This window comes from Pantoea ananatis PA13 (assembly GCF_000233595.1).
In the GTDB taxonomy this organism is placed as follows: Bacteria; Pseudomonadota; Gammaproteobacteria; order Enterobacterales; family Enterobacteriaceae; genus Pantoea; species Pantoea ananatis.
This window is the reverse complement of record NC_017554.1, coordinates 1,633,937-1,649,959: the sequence shown is the minus strand read 5'-3', so window position 1 is coordinate 1,649,959 and position 16,023 is coordinate 1,633,937. Positions and strand designations below refer to the sequence as shown.

At 55.2% G+C, this 16,023-nt stretch carries 16 protein-coding genes and 1 riboswitch; of the genes, 10 read left to right on the top strand and 6 right to left on the bottom strand.

Annotation, left to right across the window (positions count from 1 at the left end):
* Nucleotides 1-12 precede the first annotated feature (12 nt).
* The 4 genes from PAGR_RS07780 (at nt 13) to trhP (ending at nt 5,005) form a co-directional block, all read left to right on the top strand.
* A complete protein-coding gene (locus PAGR_RS07780) occupies nt 13-1,413 on the top strand; it encodes an MFS transporter (RefSeq protein WP_013026397.1) in 1,401 nt (466 codons plus the stop codon).
* Nucleotides 1,410-2,798 (top strand): envelope stress sensor histidine kinase BaeS, encoded by a 1,389-nt coding sequence (baeS, locus tag PAGR_RS07775; protein ID WP_013026398.1) that lies wholly within the window; start codon nt 1,410-1,412, stop codon nt 2,796-2,798. The genes PAGR_RS07780 and baeS overlap by 4 nt, the downstream gene beginning before the upstream one ends.
* A 6-nt stretch (nt 2,799-2,804) precedes the next feature.
* Nucleotides 2,805-3,512: an envelope stress response regulator BaeR gene (baeR, locus tag PAGR_RS07770; protein WP_013026399.1), complete on the top strand. Its 708-nt coding sequence runs from the start codon at nt 2,805-2,807 to the stop codon at nt 3,510-3,512.
* A 116-nt stretch (nt 3,513-3,628) separates the two neighbouring features.
* Entirely contained in the window at nt 3,629-5,005 is a 1,377-nt protein-coding gene (trhP, locus tag PAGR_RS07765) for a prephenate-dependent tRNA uridine(34) hydroxylase TrhP (RefSeq protein ID WP_044042314.1), read from the top strand.
* Between the two features lie 38 nt (nt 5,006-5,043).
* Here the strand turns inward: trhP and PAGR_RS24235 are convergent, their stop codons facing one another.
* Nucleotides 5,044-5,175: a hypothetical protein gene (locus PAGR_RS24235; RefSeq protein ID WP_019106532.1), complete on the bottom strand. Its 132-nt coding sequence runs from the start codon at nt 5,173-5,175 to the stop codon at nt 5,044-5,046.
* Nucleotides 5,176-5,235: 60 nt separating this feature from the next.
* On the opposite strand from PAGR_RS24235, the gene yegS reads away from it, so the two are divergent.
* The 3 genes from yegS to PAGR_RS07750 all read left to right on the top strand — a co-directional run bounded on the left by yegS (nt 5,236) and on the right by PAGR_RS07750 (nt 8,491).
* Nucleotides 5,236-6,138 carry a lipid kinase YegS gene (gene yegS / locus PAGR_RS07760; protein WP_014594093.1) on the top strand — a complete coding sequence of 301 codons (903 nt, stop codon included), beginning with the start codon at nt 5,236-5,238 and terminating at the stop codon, nt 6,136-6,138.
* Nucleotides 6,139-6,294: 156 nt separating this feature from the next.
* Nucleotides 6,295-7,761, top strand: a complete 1,467-nt coding sequence (locus tag PAGR_RS07755) for a mannitol dehydrogenase family protein (RefSeq protein ID WP_014605438.1) — start codon at nt 6,295-6,297, stop codon at nt 7,759-7,761.
* 43 nt (nt 7,762-7,804) lie between these two features.
* Entirely contained in the window at nt 7,805-8,491 is a 687-nt protein-coding gene (locus PAGR_RS07750) for a GntR family transcriptional regulator (RefSeq protein WP_014605437.1), read from the top strand.
* A gap of 34 nt (nt 8,492-8,525) precedes the next feature.
* On the opposite strand, the gene thiD is transcribed toward PAGR_RS07750, so the two are convergent.
* Together thiD and thiM are read right to left on the bottom strand one after the other, a co-directional pair.
* The gene (gene thiD / locus PAGR_RS07745) at nt 8,526-9,326 is read right to left on the bottom strand and encodes a bifunctional hydroxymethylpyrimidine kinase/phosphomethylpyrimidine kinase (RefSeq protein ID WP_014605436.1); all 801 of its coding nucleotides are present in this window, start codon (nt 9,324-9,326) and stop codon (nt 8,526-8,528) included.
* On the bottom strand, nt 9,313-10,113 hold the full coding sequence (thiM, locus tag PAGR_RS07740) for a hydroxyethylthiazole kinase (RefSeq protein WP_014605435.1): 801 nt from the start codon (nt 10,111-10,113) through the stop codon (nt 9,313-9,315). The genes thiD and thiM overlap by 14 nt, the downstream gene beginning before the upstream one ends.
* Before the next feature lie 31 nt (nt 10,114-10,144).
* A riboswitch (TPP riboswitch) is annotated at nt 10,145-10,241 on the bottom strand.
* Nucleotides 10,242-10,544: 303 nt separating this feature from the next.
* On the opposite strand from thiM, the gene PAGR_RS07735 reads away from it, so the two are divergent.
* Together PAGR_RS07735 and PAGR_RS07730 are read left to right on the top strand one after the other, a co-directional pair.
* Nucleotides 10,545-10,742 (top strand): hypothetical protein, encoded by a 198-nt coding sequence (locus tag PAGR_RS07735; RefSeq protein ID WP_014605434.1) that lies wholly within the window; start codon nt 10,545-10,547, stop codon nt 10,740-10,742.
* A 92-nt stretch (nt 10,743-10,834) separates the two neighbouring features.
* Entirely contained in the window at nt 10,835-11,794 is a 960-nt protein-coding gene (locus PAGR_RS07730; RefSeq protein WP_014605433.1) for an AEC family transporter, read from the top strand.
* Nucleotides 11,795-11,841: 47 nt separating this feature from the next.
* Here the strand turns inward: PAGR_RS07730 and ahpF are convergent, their stop codons facing one another.
* A complete protein-coding gene (gene ahpF, locus PAGR_RS07725) occupies nt 11,842-13,410 on the bottom strand; it encodes an alkyl hydroperoxide reductase subunit F (RefSeq protein WP_013026407.1) in 1,569 nt (522 codons plus the stop codon).
* Between the two features lie 71 nt (nt 13,411-13,481).
* Nucleotides 13,482-14,045: an alkyl hydroperoxide reductase subunit C gene (ahpC, locus tag PAGR_RS07720; RefSeq protein WP_013026408.1), complete on the bottom strand. Its 564-nt coding sequence runs from the start codon at nt 14,043-14,045 to the stop codon at nt 13,482-13,484.
* Between the two features lie 322 nt (nt 14,046-14,367).
* Between ahpC and PAGR_RS07710 the strand changes: the two genes are divergently transcribed.
* The gene (locus PAGR_RS07710) at nt 14,368-14,835 is read left to right on the top strand and encodes a GNAT family N-acetyltransferase (protein ID WP_014605432.1); all 468 of its coding nucleotides are present in this window, start codon (nt 14,368-14,370) and stop codon (nt 14,833-14,835) included.
* On the opposite strand, the gene apbC is transcribed toward PAGR_RS07710, so the two are convergent.
* Nucleotides 14,832-15,944 carry an iron-sulfur cluster carrier protein ApbC gene (gene apbC, locus PAGR_RS07705; RefSeq protein WP_014605431.1) on the bottom strand — a complete coding sequence of 371 codons (1,113 nt, stop codon included), beginning with the start codon at nt 15,942-15,944 and terminating at the stop codon, nt 14,832-14,834. The two genes, PAGR_RS07710 and apbC, sit on opposite strands and share 4 nt — an antisense overlap.
* Nucleotides 15,945-16,023 lie beyond the last annotated feature (79 nt).

Below are 16,023 nucleotides of genomic sequence, written 5' to 3'. Positions count from 1 at the left end.
GGGGTCACTATCATGCAGAGCGTAACTGTCCGTTGGCAGTTATGGATTGTCGCCTTTGGCTTCTTTATGCAGGCGCTGGATACCACGATCGTCAACACGGCGATCCCGTCAATGGCTCAGGATCTGGGCGTGAGCCCGCTGCATATGCATTCGGTCATTGTCGCGTATGTGTTAACGGTGGCGGTGACGCTGCCGCTGAGCGGCTGGCTGGCCGATCGGTTTGGCGTCAGAAATATCTTCTTTAGCGCCATCGTTCTGTTTAGCCTGGGGTCGCTGATGTGTGGGTTATCGAACACGCTGGATCAGCTGCTCGTCGCGCGGGTACTGCAGGGCATCGGCGGCGCCATGATGGTGCCGGTGGGTCGCCTGACGGTGATGCGCATTGTGCCGCGCGATCAATATATGTCTGCAATGACATTCGTCACCCTGCCCGGCCAGGTGGGTCCGCTACTGGGTCCGGCGCTTGGCGGAGTGCTGGTGGAATATGCCAGTTGGCACTGGATTTTCCTGATTAACATCCCGGTTGGTGTGATCGGCGCCATCGCCACCTTAAAGCTGTTACCCAACTACGCCATGCCGCCACGACGCTTCGATTTTCTGGGTTTTATCCTGCTGGCAGTCGGTATGGCAACCCTGACGCTGGCCCTTGATGGTCAGCGCAGCAGCGGCGGCTCTGCGTTGTTGCTGGCGGCGATGATTCTGACAGGAATGGGGTCACTGCTGTTTTACCTGTTACATGCGCGCCATAACGACGATGCGCTGTTTAGCCTGAAGCTGTTTGATAATCGGGTGTTCTCTATTGGCTTACTCGGTAGCCTGGCGGGCCGCATCGGCAGCGGAATGTTGCCGTTTATGACGCCGCTTTTTTTACAGATCGGCATGGGTTTCAGCCCGTTTCATGCCGGTTTGATGATGATTGCGATGGTGCTGGGAAATATGGGCATGAAACGCATCGTAGTCCGTATCGTTAACCTGTTTGGCTACCGCAACGTGCTGGTGGGATCGACGGTGGGCCTGGCGCTGGTGGTCTTACTGTTTCCGCTGGTGGCGATGCTGGGCTGGACGGCCATGTTGCCGCTGGTGTTGTTTCTGCAGGGCATGGTGAATGCCATTCGCTTCTCCTCAATGAATACGCTGACGCTAAAGGAGTTGCCTGACGAACTGGCCTCCAGCGGCAACAGTCTGTTATCCATGATCATGCAGCTATCCATGAGTATCGGCGTTACCGTTGCGGGCCTGCTGCTGGGCGCCTTCGGCCAGTCGGCGCTGGGGCACCACGGGCTAAGCCATCAGGCCTTTATCTACGTTTATCTCTGTATGGCCCTGATTATTATTCTGCCTGCGCTGGTGTTCTGGCGCGTTCCGAAAGAAGAGAGTAAAAGCGTCGATCTGCGACGCCGGAGAAGTGAATGAGATCGTTTCTGCGCGTTGGCATTGGTGCCAAGCTGTTTATGGCTATTTTCTCCACCTGCATGCTGGTGCTGATCACCATGCACTGGGGCGTCAGGCTGAGTTTTGAGCATGGCTTCGTGGACTACATTAAACGTGGTAATGAACAGCGACTGAATTTGCTGGGTGCAGCGCTGGCCGATCAGTACGAGCAGCATGGCAACTGGGACTTTCTGCGTAATAATGACCGACTGATTTTTACCATGCTGCGATCGCTGGAACAAAATCCCGACAGCAGTAATCAGCTTCCGCCGCACGGCTGGCGAACCCAGTTCTGGGTGCTCGATCAGCAGTACAAAGTGATGGTAGGCCCACGTTCACAGGTGCCGCCAGAAGGCATACGTCATAACATCACCACCAGCAACGGCAAAATCGTGGGCTGGATAATCAGCTCCCCGCCTGAACGCCTGACGCGCAGTACCGATATTAATTTTGATCAGCAACAGCGACGAACCAGTTGGTATATCGTTGGCCTCTCTACCCTGCTTGCCGCGCTGGTGACCTGGCTGATGGCGCGGGGCCTACTGGCGCCGGTCAAAAGGCTGGTGGACGGCACGCATCATCTTGCCGAAGGGAATTTAGCCACCCGGGTTGAGGTCAGCAGTCAGGATGAGCTGGGTCAGTTGGCCCATGACTTTAACCTGTTAGCCCGTTCGCTGGAAAAAAATGAAAGTATGCGCCGGGCATTTATGGCCGATATCTCCCATGAGTTACGCACGCCGCTGGCTATTTTACGCGGTGAACTGGAAGCCATGCAGGATGGCGTTCGTAAGCTGACGCCCGACGCCATTACCTCATTGCAAAGTGAGGTTGCCCTGTTAACCAAGCTGGTTGACGATTTACATCAGCTTTCTCTTTCTGACGTCGGCGCGCTGGCCTACCGCAAGCAGGCGACGGATCTGGTGCAGCTTATTGAGGTCAGCGCAGGCAACTTTACTGAGCGCTACCGGGCTCATGAGTTAACGCTGCATCTGGACATGCCTGAAGAAGCCCCTTTCTTTGGCGATCCCGATCGCCTGATGCAGTTGTTTATCAACCTGCTGGAAAACAGCCTGCGTTACACCGATGCCGGTGGCGAGGTCCGGGTACGTCTTTGGTATGACGCGCCATACTGGCGAGTCATCATTGAAGACAGCGCACCCGGGGTGGATGGCGAGCAGCAGGCCAAAATTTTCGAGCGTTTTTTCCGTACCGAAGGTTCACGCAATCGCGCCAGCGGCGGCTCGGGGCTGGGCCTGGCTATCTGTAAAAACATCGTTGATGCGCATGGCGGCACGATAACCGCGACGCACGCTGATTTAGGTGGACTGAAAATCGCGCTACAATTGCGTTATGTTCCTCCCGTTTAGAAGACTATGAATCAGGAAAACGCATATCCGCTGATCCTTGTGGTTGAAGATGAACCCAAGCTGGCACAACTGATGATTGATTATTTACAGGCATCTAACTACCGGACTCATCACCTGGCGCACGGCAATGAAGTACTGGATTATGTTAACCAGACGCCGCCCGATCTTATCCTGCTGGATTTGATGCTGCCAGGTAAAGACGGGCTGACGCTGTGCCGTGAAATCCGGCGCGACTCTGAACTGCCGATTATTATGGTGACCGCGCGTACGGAAGAGATCGATCGCCTGCTCGGCCTTGAAATTGGCGCAGACGACTATGTCTGTAAGCCGTTCAGCCCGCGGGAAGTGGTTGCGCGCGTCAAAACCATTTTGCGTCGCGTCAAACGCTCGCCAGAAGACGCGCCGGTCGCATCGCTGCTGAAAGTACACGAAAGCCGCTTTCAGGCCAGCTGGCGCGATGAGCCGCTCGATTTAACCCCTGCGGAATTTCGTTTGTTAAAAACGCTGTCCCTTGAGCCGGGGAAAGTCTTTTCCCGTGAGCAACTGTTAAACCATCTTTATGATGATTATCGCGTGGTCACCGACCGCACCATCGACAGCCATATCAAGAACCTGCGCAGGAAGCTGGAAAATCTGGACAGCGAGCAGCCTTTCATCCGCGCCGTGTACGGCATGGGCTATCGCTGGGAAGCCGATATCTGTCATTTGATTTAGATTGATTTAGATCAATTTACTTCCTTTTTCTCACTGCCTACAATTCCGCATCTTTTGCAGGGTTTAGCCCTGCACGTGCCGCCCAGGCGGCATGCTGACCTGATATCAGTGAGTTCATCATGAAACCAGAATTGCTTTCTCCAGCCGGAACGCTGAAGAATATGCGTTACGCCTTTGCCTACGGCGCGGACGCCGTGTACGCCGGCCAGACGCGCTACAGCCTGCGCGTGCGTAACAACGAATTCAGCCATGAAAACCTGGCGAAGGGCATTAATGAAGCCCATGAACTGGGTAAAAAGTTTTACGTCGTTGTGAATATTGCCCCGCATAACGCCAAGCTGAAAACCTTTATCCGCGACTTAACGCCGGTGATTGAGATGCAGCCGGACGCGTTGATTATGTCCGATCCCGGATTAATCATGCTGGTGCGTGAGGCGTTTCCGTCCATGCCCATTCACTTATCCGTTCAGGCCAATGCCGTTAACTGGGCAACGGTGAAGTTCTGGCGGCAAATGGGGCTAAGTCGGGTGATTTTGTCACGTGAACTGTCGCTGGAAGAGATCGCCGAGATTCGCCAGCAGGTGCCTGAAATGGAGCTGGAAGTGTTCGTACACGGTGCGCTGTGTATGGCCTATTCCGGGCGCTGCCTGCTTTCCGGTTACATGAATAAGCGCGATCCTAACCAGGGAACCTGCACCAATGCCTGCCGCTGGGAATACCAGTTGCAGGAGGCTAAGCAGGATGAGGTGGGGAATATTGTTGAAATCCATCAGCCGGTTACCGTGCAGGACGTCACGCCAACCCTGGGCATCGGCCAACCCAGCGACAAGGTATTTCTGCTGGAAGAGAAGATGAAACCTGGTGAGATGATGAGTGCCTTTGAGGATGAGCACGGCACCTACATTATGAATTCGAAAGACTTGCGTGCCGTGGCGCATGTTGAACGGCTCAGCCAGATGGGCGTTCACTCATTAAAAATTGAAGGCCGGACCAAATCCTACTATTACTGCGCTCGCACCGCTCAGGTCTATCGCAAAGCCATTGACGATGCCGCCGAGGGCAAACCCTTTAATCCCGCTCTGCTGGAAACGCTGGAGGGCCTGGCGCATCGCGGCTACACCGAAGGCTTTTTACGCCGTCATACCCATGACAGCTACCAGAATTACCAGAACGGCTATTCCATCTCGGAACGTCAGCAGTTTGTCGGCGAATTCAGCGGCGAGCTGCGTGATGGCTGGGCGGAAGTGGTGGTGAAAAATAAATTTGCCCTGCACGACAGCCTGGAGATCATGACGCCCGCCGGCAACCTGATTTGTACGCTGGATGCCCTGCAAAACAGCCGGGGCGAGCCGACGGAGGTGGCGCCGGGAGACGGACATCGCGTCTGGATGAAGGTGCCGCCTGATGTTGACCTGCAATTTGCGTTGCTGCTGCGCAACTTTACTGCGGGTCAGGATACACGCGATCCGCACGCCACGCGCGTGCCAGCTTGACACATTTTGACAAAAGCAAGAGTAGGATCACAGACGGCTTAATTTTGCTGTTCTATAGTGCTGCCTGCTACCAATGAGTAACAATTATCAGCAGCTGTAACTGGATCCACCTCATTCACCCGCCCGGCTCCCCCGTGCGGGTTTTCTTTTTTCTCCTTTTCGCCAATCATTTTTCTTCTCCGGCTATGCTATAACCACTCACTACGCTTTAGATCTCCAAGGAACAGATAATGGACAAACAATCGCTTACGCTGCTGATCCTGAACGGTAAAGGCGCAGGCAATGATGATCTACGTGAAGCGGTCACTAAGCTGCGCGATGAGGGCTACAACATTGCCGTGCGCGTGACGTATGAAAAAGGCGACGGCGAGCGCTACGTCGAAGAAGCCCTGGAATTACAGGCTGAAACCGTGGTGGCAGGCGGCGGCGATGGCACCGTCAATGAAATCGCCACCGCCCTGGCGTCCGTCAACGTCGCCGACCGTCCTGTCTTAGGCATTATTCCCCTGGGGACGGCCAACGATTTTGCGACCAGCGTCGGCATTCCTGAAGAAATCGAGCCTGCGCTGCGTCTGGCGATTCAGGGCAAAGCCTACGATATCGACCTGGCCCGGGTGAATCAGCATCACTACTTTATCAACATGGCGACCGGCGGCTTCGGTACACGTATTACCACTGAAACGCCGGAAAAACTGAAGTCGGCCTTGGGTGGCGTTTCCTACTTCATTCACGGGCTGATGCGCATGGATACACTCAAGCCCGACAGCTGTGAAATCACCGGACCTGATTTTAGCTGGCAGGGCGATGCGCTGGTCATTGGCATTGGTAACGGCCGTCAGGCTGGCGGCGGTCAGCGTTTGTGTCCCGCTGCGTTGATCAACGACGGCCTGCTCGACATCAGCGTGGTCACCGCGCAGGAGTTACTGCCTACCCTGCTGCACTCACTGACCGGCGGCGATGAGGACAATCCCAGCATTATTTCCACCCGTCTATCGTCCCTGACGATCCGCTCATCGCATGAGATGACGTTTAATCTGGATGGCGAACCGCTGTCCGGACAGGAGTTTACGATTGATGTTATGCCAGGTGCGCTAAGCTGTCGCCTGCCACCGCAGTGCGCGTTGCTGAGCTAAGTTAACCGGGAGTGAAGACTCCCGGCTTAGATGTAAACAGTTCGTGATTGCATTCACAATTTCGTCACGCCAACTTGTATGGTAGTCGCGGGGCGCGTAATTTTTCATCTTTACCGCCGGAATGGCCTGTCGCTCCCTCCGCCACAAGGATGCATGATGCTGCAAATTGACCACCTTCCCGCTGATGTTAAGCGCCCCGCCTACGACCGTAGCCAGCTTAAAACCCGAATGATACACATCGGGTTTGGTGCCTTTCATCGCGCCCACCAGGCGTTATGTAGCGATAAGCTGGCTGAACTGGGCAGCGACTGGGGTTACTGCGAGGTGAATTTGAACAGCGGCGCTCTTATTCAGGCGCTGCGGGAACAGGACCTGCTCTACACGCTGACAGAAAAGAGCGACGATGCTTTAGAAACCCGTGTAATCGGCATTATCACGTCCGCGTTGCATGGCAAAACGGACGGTATCGAGGCCGTCATTGAGGCGCTGTGTCAGCCTGACGTGGCGATTGTATCAATGACCGTGACAGAGAAAGGCTACTGTCATCTGCCCGCCAGCGGCGACCTTGACGTTCAGCACGCGGATATTCAGCACGATCTGGCGCAGCCGGACCAGCCGCACTCTCTGCCGGGTCTGATTGTCGCGGCAATCCGCCGCCGCCGTGAACGGGGAGTCGCGCCATTTAGCGTGATGTCCTGCGACAATATGCCAGAAAACGGCCGCGTAACCCGTAATGTCGTGATGCAGCTGGCCCGGCAGTACGATGCCTCCCTGGCTGACTATATCCAACAGAACCTCACCTTTCCCTCCACCATGGTGGATCGTATCGTGCCCGCCATGAATGACGCGGCATTTGACGCCCTGCGCCAGCGCATCGGTTCACGGGATCCGGTCGCCGTTGAAGCTGAACCTTTTTTCCAGTGGGTGATCGAGGACCATTTTGTCAGCGGCCGACCGGACTGGGATAAAGCGGGCGCTCAACTGGTGCAGGATGTTCTGCCGTTTGAGCAGATGAAGTTGCGCATGCTCAATGGCAGCCATTCGTTTTTAGCTTACCTTGGCTATCTTGCCGGTTACGAACACATCAGCGACTGTATGGCTGATGACGCGTTTCGCGCAGCGGCACGGGCGCTGATGGTCAATGAGCAGGCACCTACGCTGACCATTCAGGATGTCGATTTATCCGCCTATGCCGATGCGCTTATCGCCCGCTTTGCCAATCGGGCGATTAAGCATCGGACTTATCAGATTGCGACCGACGGGACCCAGAAGCTGCCCCAGCGCTTTCTCGACAGCCTGCGTTGGCATCTGGACCACGGCACGCCGTGTCCCTTGCTGCTGCTGGGCATCGCGGCCTGGATGCGCTATGTCAGCGCAGTGGACGAAAAAGGCGAGCCCATCGAGATCCGCGATCCGCTGAACGCACAACTGGCCACTTGCGTAGCGGAAAGTGATGACGGTGAAGCTCGCGTGCGGGCGTTACTCAACATCAGCAGGGTATTTGGCGACGATCTTGCTAAAAACGATGCGCTGGTGAAACAACTTACCGCCTGTTACCTGCAGCTTGCCGCTCAGGGAGCCCGTGCCAGCGTTCAGCAGGCCATTGCCGGTCCTGAGGTCTGATGCGATCGCCTGATGCCAGGCCGAAGATAAAACGGACAGCGATATGACACTTTCTTACACCATTACCACCAGCGAACCGGTGAATCAGCAGGTTTACCGCTATCTGCGCCGCGATATCGTGACGTGCGTAATTCAGCCTGGTGCACTGCTCTCGGAAAAAGAGGTTTCCACCCGGTTCAACCTCTCACGTCAGCCGGTGCGGGAAGCCTTTATCAAGCTCGCGGAAGCCGGTCTGGTTCAGATCCTGCCGCAGCGCGGCACCTTTGTGCGCAGGATCTCGGCTAAACGGGTCGAAGATGGTCGTTTCATTCGTGAGGCCGTGGAGATTGCCGTGGTCCGTCGCGCTGCTGAGGAAATCGCAGAGTCAGGGCTGATGGCGCTGGAGCATAACCTGCAACTGCAACGCATCACCGCTGCCCGTGGCGATAGCCAGATGTTCTTAAGCCTGGACGATGAGTTTCATCGCCTCATCGCTGAGAGCATCGGCTGTCCACTGGCGTGGGAAACGGTTGAAAACATCAAAGCCACCATGGATCGGGTACGCTATTTAACCCTGAATGACGTTGCGCCCGCCGAAACCCTGATAGAACAGCATGATGCTATTTTTGCGGCGCTGAAGGCAAACGATCCCGTCAAGGCTGAGGCGGCGTTGCGCCATCATTTGCAGGCCATGATGTTTTCGATCACCCCAGTCATCAAGCAAAACAGCGCCTGGTTTGAAGAGGATTAACGCCTTGCCAGTCTGCAAGGCGAAACACGATGGGCTACCACCACTGATGGAAATGGTGCACCGGCCCAATCCCGTTGCCCACTTCCAGCGAATCTGCCGCCAGTAATGCCTGCTGCAGCCAGGCTTTCGCTTCACTGATCGTCGCTTCCCAGCTGTCATGCCGGGGACGTAAGGCCGCGAGCGCGGCGGACAGTGTACAGCCAGTGCCGTGCGTATGACGCGTGTTTACCCGCACGCTGCTAAAGCGCTGACGCCCTGCCCGGGTCAGCAGCCAGTCCGGGCTTTCATCACCATCGAGATGACCGCCTTTCATCAGCACTGCCTGGCAGCCCAGCGCCAGTAGCGCTTCGCCCTGGGTGAGCATCTCATCTTCATTGAGGGCAACCTGGCATCCCAGCAGTGCAGCGGCTTCGGGCAGGTTTGGCGTAATCAATGACACCTGTGGCAATAAACGATCTCGCACACAGGCAATCGCATCCGGATTCAGCAGGGCATCGCCGCTTTTAGCCACCATCACCGTATCCAGCACCACAAAGGGAATTTCCCGCCGCTGCAGGCCATGGGCCACCCGCTCGACAATTTCTGTTTCAGACAGCATGCCAATCTTCGCACTGTCGATGCGCACATCATCCAGCACCGAGTCCAGCTGGGCGGTCACAAACTCTGGCGCAACAGGGTATACCGACTGCACGCCGCAGGTATTCTGCGCCACCAGCGCCGTGATCACACTGGTACCGTAAGCGCCCAGTGCAGAGAAGGTTTTCAGATCGGCCTGGATACCGGCCCCGCCGCTGGGATCGGTCCCCGCAATCGTCAGGGCATTAATGCGTTTCATCAGGTGCCTCCAGCGTCCAGAGTGCATCCAGGAAAGCAGGCGCAAAGCTACCCGGTCCATCTGCATCCTGCGCGGCCTTTTCTCCAGCCAGCGCCATCACCCGACAGGCGCAGGCGATGTTGATCAGTCGGTCACCTGTCAAACAGGCAAAGGCCGCAACCACCGCTGAAAGCGCACAGCCGGTGCCGACCACCCGCGTCATTAACGGCGAGCCGCCCGTAATCGCCCAAGTGCGCTGCCCATCGGTGACATAGTCTACTTCGCCGGTTACGACGACACAGGTATCAAAGGCTTTTGCCAGCTGTTGGGCTGCCTGCAGTGCGGCTTCGGCCGAATGCAGGCTGTCAACACCGCGTCCGCCTTCTGCCTGCTGCGCCAGCGCCAGAATCTCTGAGGCATTGCCGCGAACCACTGCAGGCGACTGCGCGAGTAGCTGCTTGCAAAACGCGGTGCGCAGCGTCAGCGCGCCGACCGCCACCGGATCCAGTGTCCAGGGCGTGCCCGCCTGGTTTGCTGCAAGCACCGCAGCCTGCATCGCTTGCTTACGATCGTGGGTTAGCGTACCGACATTGATAAGCAGCGCATCGGCAACCGCGCTAAACTGCGCCGCTTCTTCAGCGTCGATGACCATGGCCGGAGAGGCATTAAGGGCGAGTAAAACGTTAGCCGTTAGCGTTTGCACCACATCGTTGGTCATACAGTGCACCAGCGGTGACTGACGGCGAAATTGTTGCAGAATGGGCGCGCATTGCGCATCAGAAAGGTGTTGCGGTTGATGTGTCATCATAACTCCCAACCGGCGGACAAGAAGGCGAATGCGGTCAGGCATCAGACTTCCCTACGCTGGCATTATCCAGATCAGGTAATACGGGTTTTTCTCAGCCTTCACAAAGAAGGGCACCCCGAGTCGTGTTACGAACAAAAGCTTAAGTAAGCGCTCTGATTTAAGCAAGGCTCTTATTATTTTTTCGATTTGATATGCAAAGCTTTTGCATGATCTCGATCAACCACCAACTTCACAAAAAAAGGCTTAATGCTGCGGGCTCTAAATTTGCACGTAATAGCCGCGAAAGCCGTTTCGCTATTTAACAATAATATTCGCCCCTGTTACATCATCTATTAATAAATTAAACCTGCCAAAAACATCGCACCCTAAAAGTAAACGCATAAACGTAAAAAACAAATAAACAGAGCACTTCATACTTTACAGGAAGCATGATGCGATTCTTAGCGCTTATTCCTCATCGTCACCGATGGACCGACATTAGTATCACCCGTCAGGGTGCGGTTTCTCCTTCTGGCCGATATTATTATTCCACCTATCTTTCTGCCCGCTGCCAACGTTGCGATACGGTTATCCATCGGGTTTATTACCGCGATATCAGTGATGATCAGGCGCGTCGCTGGCTGGGATGATCTGGCTGACCGCGCGCCCTGTTTTGCCAGGTTACGTGGTTGAAGCAATTTGATAGTCTTGCGGTTACTGAGTCACTGGATTGCTTACACTTATGCCATTCCTGCTGGATACACTAGGACACCAGATCTACCTTTCCGCCCCGCTATTTATCCTGATTTTTCTGGGATTCTGCCTTATCCGGTTTGGCAGATGGCCCGTTACCGTCAGCGAAGGCATGAACCGTTTTGTGTTCAATGTCGCCCTGCCCTGCATGCTGTTTCGCATCATGAGTGATTTTTATAACAGTCCACCGGTCGATGTACGCCTGCTGCTGGCGTTTTTTGGCAGTTGCCTGTTGGTCTTCATTGTGGGACGGATTGTCGCATCGCGCCTGTTTCAGTTGGATGGCGTAGCCGGATCGGTTTTTGCCCTGGGCGGCGTGTTCTCGAACAACGTGATGCTGGGGATTCCGGTTGCTACCGTCCTGCTTGGCCAAGCGGCACTCCCCTCCGTCGCGCTGGTGCTGGTGTTTAACAGCCTGATTCTCTGGACCTTGCTGACGGTATCGGTGGAGTGGTCCAAACAGGGCAGTTTCTCACTGGGGGGCTTTAAACGAACCTTGATCAGCGTGCTGAAAAACCCATTAATCATCGGTATTTTGTCCGGCACGACCTGGAGTCTGCTACAGAGGCCGCTTCCCGTTATTGCCGCTGAACCCTTACGCATGCTGGCATCGATTGCCGCGCCTCTGTCCCTGATTACCCTTGGCATGAGCCTGGCGCACTACCGGATTCGGGAAGGCTTAAAAGAGAGTTACACCATCTGTGCGTTGAAACTGATTCTGCAACCGCTGTGCGTCTGGGCTATTGCCTGGCTGACCGGGTTACCTGCGCTGGAAAGCAAAGTGGTGGTGCTGCTGGGATCCATGGCGGTGGGCGTGAACGTCTATCTGATGTCGCAGAAATTTAATGTGATAACCGGACCGACGGCCGCGAGCATGCTGTTTTCCACGCTTTTTGCTGCCATTACTACACCGTTATGGATGATGCTGATGACGCTGGCCGGATATTAAAAAGCCCCGCAACACAGGTTACAGGGCTTTCGTCTTACGCGTAAAACTTAGTGCGCAGGCTGGGTGCGAATCAGGTAATCAAACGCGCTCAGTGAGGCTTTTGATCCTTCACCGCTGGCGATGATGATCTGCTTATAAGGAACGGTGGTGCAGTCCCCTGCGGCGAAAACGCCTTTCAGGCTGGTTTCGCATTTCGCATCGATCATGATTTCGCCCATCTTGTTGCGCTCAACCGCGCCTTCCAGCCAGTTGGTGTTAGGCAGCAGACCGATCTGCACGAAAATGCCCGACAGCGCCAGCTCATGAGTAGTCTGGTTAGTGCGATCCAGATATTGCAGGCCCGTCACCTTACTGCCATCGCCTTTCACTTCCGTGGTTTGTGCATTCAGAATCACATCCACGTTTTTCAGGCTGCGCAGTTTGTCCTGCAGCACTTTATCTGCACGCATTTCACTGGCGAACTCCAGCAGCGTCACGTGTTCAACAATGCCCGCCAGATCGATTGCGGCTTCTACGCCAGAGTTACCGCCGCCAATGACCGCCGTGCGTTTGCCTTTAAACAGCGGGCCGTCGCAGTGTGGGCAGTACGTCACGCCTTTGGTGCGGTATTGCTCTTCGCCAGGCACGCCCATGTTGCGCCAGCGCGCACCGGTGGCAAGAATGATGCTGCGCGATTTCAGCACCGCGCCGGAGGCCGTTTCAATAGCGTGCAGGCCGCCTTTCACCGCTGAGGGAATCAGTTTAATCGCGCTCTGGCTGTCAATGATGTCAACGTTGTAATCATCCACGTGAGCGCGCAGGGCGCCGGCCAGTTTGGCCCCTTCCGTTTTCTGTACGGAAATGTAGTTTTCAATATCGACTGTATCCAACACCTGTCCACCAAAGCGCTCGCCCAGTAACGCGGTGCGAATCCCTTTACGTGCGGAGTAGATAGCCGCGGCGGCGCCCGCGGGACCGCTGCCCACGATCAGAACCTCGTAAGCCTCACGCTTGTTCAGCTCTTCTGCGGCACGCTTATCTGCATTGGTGTCGACTTTGCTGACGATCTCGGCCAGGCTCATGCGGCCCTGACCGAATTCTTTGCCATTCAGATAGACAGCGGGCACGCCCATCACATTGCGTTCCTGAATTTCATTCTGGAACAGGCCACCGTCAATGGCGGTGTGGCTGATGCGTGGGTTTAACACCGCCATCAGATTTAATGCCTGCACCACATCCGGACAGTTGTGGCACGACAGTGAATAATAGGTTTCGAAATGGAAATCCCCATCCAGCGCCGCAATCTGGTCGAGCAGGCTTTGCGCTTCTTTAGAGGGATGCCCACCGGTCTGTAGCAGTGCCAGTACCAGTGAGGTAAATTCATGACCCAGCGGCGAACCGGCAAAACGCGGCCCCTGATCAGCGCCTGGGTTAGTAATTAAAAACGAGGGCTTACGCACCTGACGATCGTTCTCTTCACGAAAGCTGACCTTGTCAGACAGGCTCGCGATATCGACCAACAAATTGCGAATCTCCGTTGATTTCGCGCCATCATCCAGCGTCGCAATCAACTCCACAGGCTTGGTGAGTTTCTCAAGATAGGCTTTGAGCTGTGTTTTTAAATTGGTATCAAGCATAGTGAGTTCCTGGTCAAAAAATCGGGTGCCGCAGCACCCGATGAGAAAATGATCGACGTATCGATGCGAAATTAGATTTTGCCAACCAGGTCCAGAGACGGTGCCAGAGTGGCATCACCTTCTTTCCATTTCGCCGGGCACACTTCACCTGGGTGAGACGCCACATACTGTGCCGCTTTCACTTTGCGCAGCAGATCAGACGCGTCACGGCCGATACCTTCAGCAGTGATTTCTACTGCCTGGATCACGCCCTGTGGATCAACGATAAACGTACCACGATCCGCCAGACCTTCGTCTTCGCGCATGATGTCGAAGTTGCGGGTCAGCGCGCCAGTTGGGTCACCAATCATCGCATATTTGATTTTCGCGATGGTGTCGGAAGAACCGTGCCAGGCTTTGTGGGTAAAGTGGGTATCGGTAGACACGGAATAGATGTCCACGCCCATTTTCTGGAACTCTTCGTAGTGATCCGCTACGTCGCCCAGTTCGGTTGGGCAAACGAAAGTGAAGTCAGCAGGATAGAAGAAGAAAACACTCCATTTACCTTCAACGTCTTTCTCGGTTACATCAATGAATTCGCCGTTTTTGAATGCGCTGTTTTTGAACGGCTTAATTTTGGTATTGATAATGGACATGTGATGGCCTCCTTTAGAATATGTGATGCAGATTACAAATTTTTCGGGCCAACATCTAATAAGCCCTCGTTATCAATAAAATAAACGAAAGCTATCAAACGCCGATCGTCTTGATCTTTCAGGGAAAAAACCGACTTTACGGCGGCAACGCTCGCTGCGAAATCACGTTTTACTTGCTTATGCGTGAAATCCAGCGCCTGAAATTCACCACCCGTTCCTGTCTCCCCAAAAGGCACCGCCCAGCAGTGTACAGTGAAAGAGATGACATTTGTTCTGCTTTTGCTTTTTTGGCAATCCCTGCCATGTTTGTTAAAAAGGATTAATGGAGCGCGATGTGCATATTCGACTGTTTACTGAGGCCGACCGCCCTTTTCTGCGAACCTTGTATCTGGCGGCGCGCCGCCATAACTGGGACTGGATTGAAAACGAGGACTGGCAGCTTGAAGATTTCGATCAGATCATCCCCGGCGAGACGGTTCTGGTTGCAGAACTGGACGGTCATCGGGTGGGGTTTGCCGGGCTGATGGAAAACGATAATTTTCTGCACAGCCTGTATGTCGATCCGGCTTATCAGGGCCGTGGCGTGGGCAACGCGCTGCTTAATGAGGTTCAGGGGCGCTTCACCTCGACGGGCGCGCTAAAGTGCCTGGAAATGAACAAAGCCGCACAAACATTTTATTTGCAGCGCGGCTGGAAAATCATTTCGCAGGGTGAGAGCGAACAGGGGAATTATGTGCTGATGCACTATCCTCAGCCATCGCTCTACACCAGCGAGGCCAGCGGACGTTAAAGCGCGCGAAACGCGATATCGCCCGGAATCACCTCGCCCTGCCAGTAGAGCTGAGCCGCCACCCGGCCGGCAAGCTGGCGATAAAGTGCCGCGAACTCGCTGTGTGGACGACGGATCACAGTGGGTTCGCCATCGTCGAGGTCTTCACGAAGGTGAATATGCAACGGTAGCTGCGCCAGCAGCCGGGTACCATAGTCATCCACCAGCCGTTGCGCGCCGCCGGTGCCAAAGATTGGCTCGTGATGGCCGCACTCGCTGCAAATATGAATACTCATATTTTCCACAACGCCCAGTACCGGCACGTTCACCTTCTCAAACATTACCATCCCCTTACGCGCGTCGATAAGCGCAATATCCTGCGGCGTGGTGACCACCAGCGCGCCGGTGACCGGTACGCTTTGCGCCAGCGTAAGCTGAATGTCGCCGGTGCCCGGCGGCATATCCAGCACCAGATAATCCAGCTCTGGCCACTGGGTTTCGGTAAGCAGCTGCATGAGCGCTTTACTGGCCATCGGGCCGCGCCAGACCATCGCATTATCATCTGTTACCAGATAACCGATGGAGTTGGTTGCCAGCCCGTGCGACATAACAGGGGCCATATGCTTACCGTCTGGTGACGTTGGCCGCTCTTTTTCACACCCCAGCATGTTGGGCACGGACGGGCCATAAATGTCGGCGTCCAGAATGCCTACGCGTGCCCCTTCTGCAATTAACGCCAGGGCCAGATTAACTGCCGTGCTCGATTTACCCACGCCGCCTTTGCCAGAGCTGACGGCAATAATGTTCTTCACGCCGTTAACGCCGGGATGATTTTTAACCCGCTTCAGGGTGGCGATATCATGACTGAGACGCCAGTCGATAGCCTGCGCGCCACTGAGGCGCAGCAGCTCAGCACTGGTTTCTGCTTTCACCTCTTCAAACGCCCCGTTCCAGGCGAACGGCATCAGCAGTTCAATGTGCAGCGTGCCGTCCAGCAGGGCCACGTGGTGTAACGCCTTGAGAGCAATGAGGTTACGTTGAAGCGTCGGATGTTCAAGGCTGCTCAGTACGCCGGCCACAACGGCGCGTAAAGCTTCTGGTGTATGCGGTTCCCGGGATTGCGCTGTCATCCCCACTCCTTTTTCTGCTAGGCCTGCGCTGTGTTTCAGCGATGTACTAACAATACTATCAGATGCCGATCGTTTCGCG

Coding starts and splice junctions, on each gene's coding strand:
- PAGR_RS07780 (WP_013026397.1), top strand. CDS start 13: ATGCAGAGCGTAACTGTCCGTTGGCAGTTATGGATTGTCGCCTTTGGC.
- baeS (WP_013026398.1), top strand. CDS start 1,410: ATGAGATCGTTTCTGCGCGTTGGCATTGGTGCCAAGCTGTTTATGGCT.
- baeR (WP_013026399.1), top strand. CDS start 2,805: ATGAATCAGGAAAACGCATATCCGCTGATCCTTGTGGTTGAAGATGAA.
- PAGR_RS24235 (WP_019106532.1), bottom strand. CDS start 5,175: ATGATTGGCGAAAAGGAGAAAAAAGAAAACCCGCACGGGGGAGCCGGG.
- yegS (WP_014594093.1), top strand. CDS start 5,236: ATGGACAAACAATCGCTTACGCTGCTGATCCTGAACGGTAAAGGCGCA.
- PAGR_RS07755 (WP_014605438.1), top strand. CDS start 6,295: ATGCTGCAAATTGACCACCTTCCCGCTGATGTTAAGCGCCCCGCCTAC.
- PAGR_RS07750 (WP_014605437.1), top strand. CDS start 7,805: ATGACACTTTCTTACACCATTACCACCAGCGAACCGGTGAATCAGCAG.
- thiD (WP_014605436.1), bottom strand. CDS start 9,326: ATGAAACGCATTAATGCCCTGACGATTGCGGGGACCGATCCCAGCGGC.
- thiM (WP_014605435.1), bottom strand. CDS start 10,113: ATGATGACACATCAACCGCAACACCTTTCTGATGCGCAATGCGCGCCC.
- PAGR_RS07735 (WP_014605434.1), top strand. CDS start 10,545: ATGCGATTCTTAGCGCTTATTCCTCATCGTCACCGATGGACCGACATT.
- PAGR_RS07730 (WP_014605433.1), top strand. CDS start 10,835: ATGCCATTCCTGCTGGATACACTAGGACACCAGATCTACCTTTCCGCC.
- ahpF (WP_013026407.1), bottom strand. CDS start 13,410: ATGCTTGATACCAATTTAAAAACACAGCTCAAAGCCTATCTTGAGAAA.
- ahpC (WP_013026408.1), bottom strand. CDS start 14,045: ATGTCCATTATCAATACCAAAATTAAGCCGTTCAAAAACAGCGCATTC.
- PAGR_RS07710 (WP_014605432.1), top strand. CDS start 14,368: ATGGAGCGCGATGTGCATATTCGACTGTTTACTGAGGCCGACCGCCCT.
- apbC (WP_014605431.1), bottom strand. CDS start 15,944: ATGACAGCGCAATCCCGGGAACCGCATACACCAGAAGCTTTACGCGCC.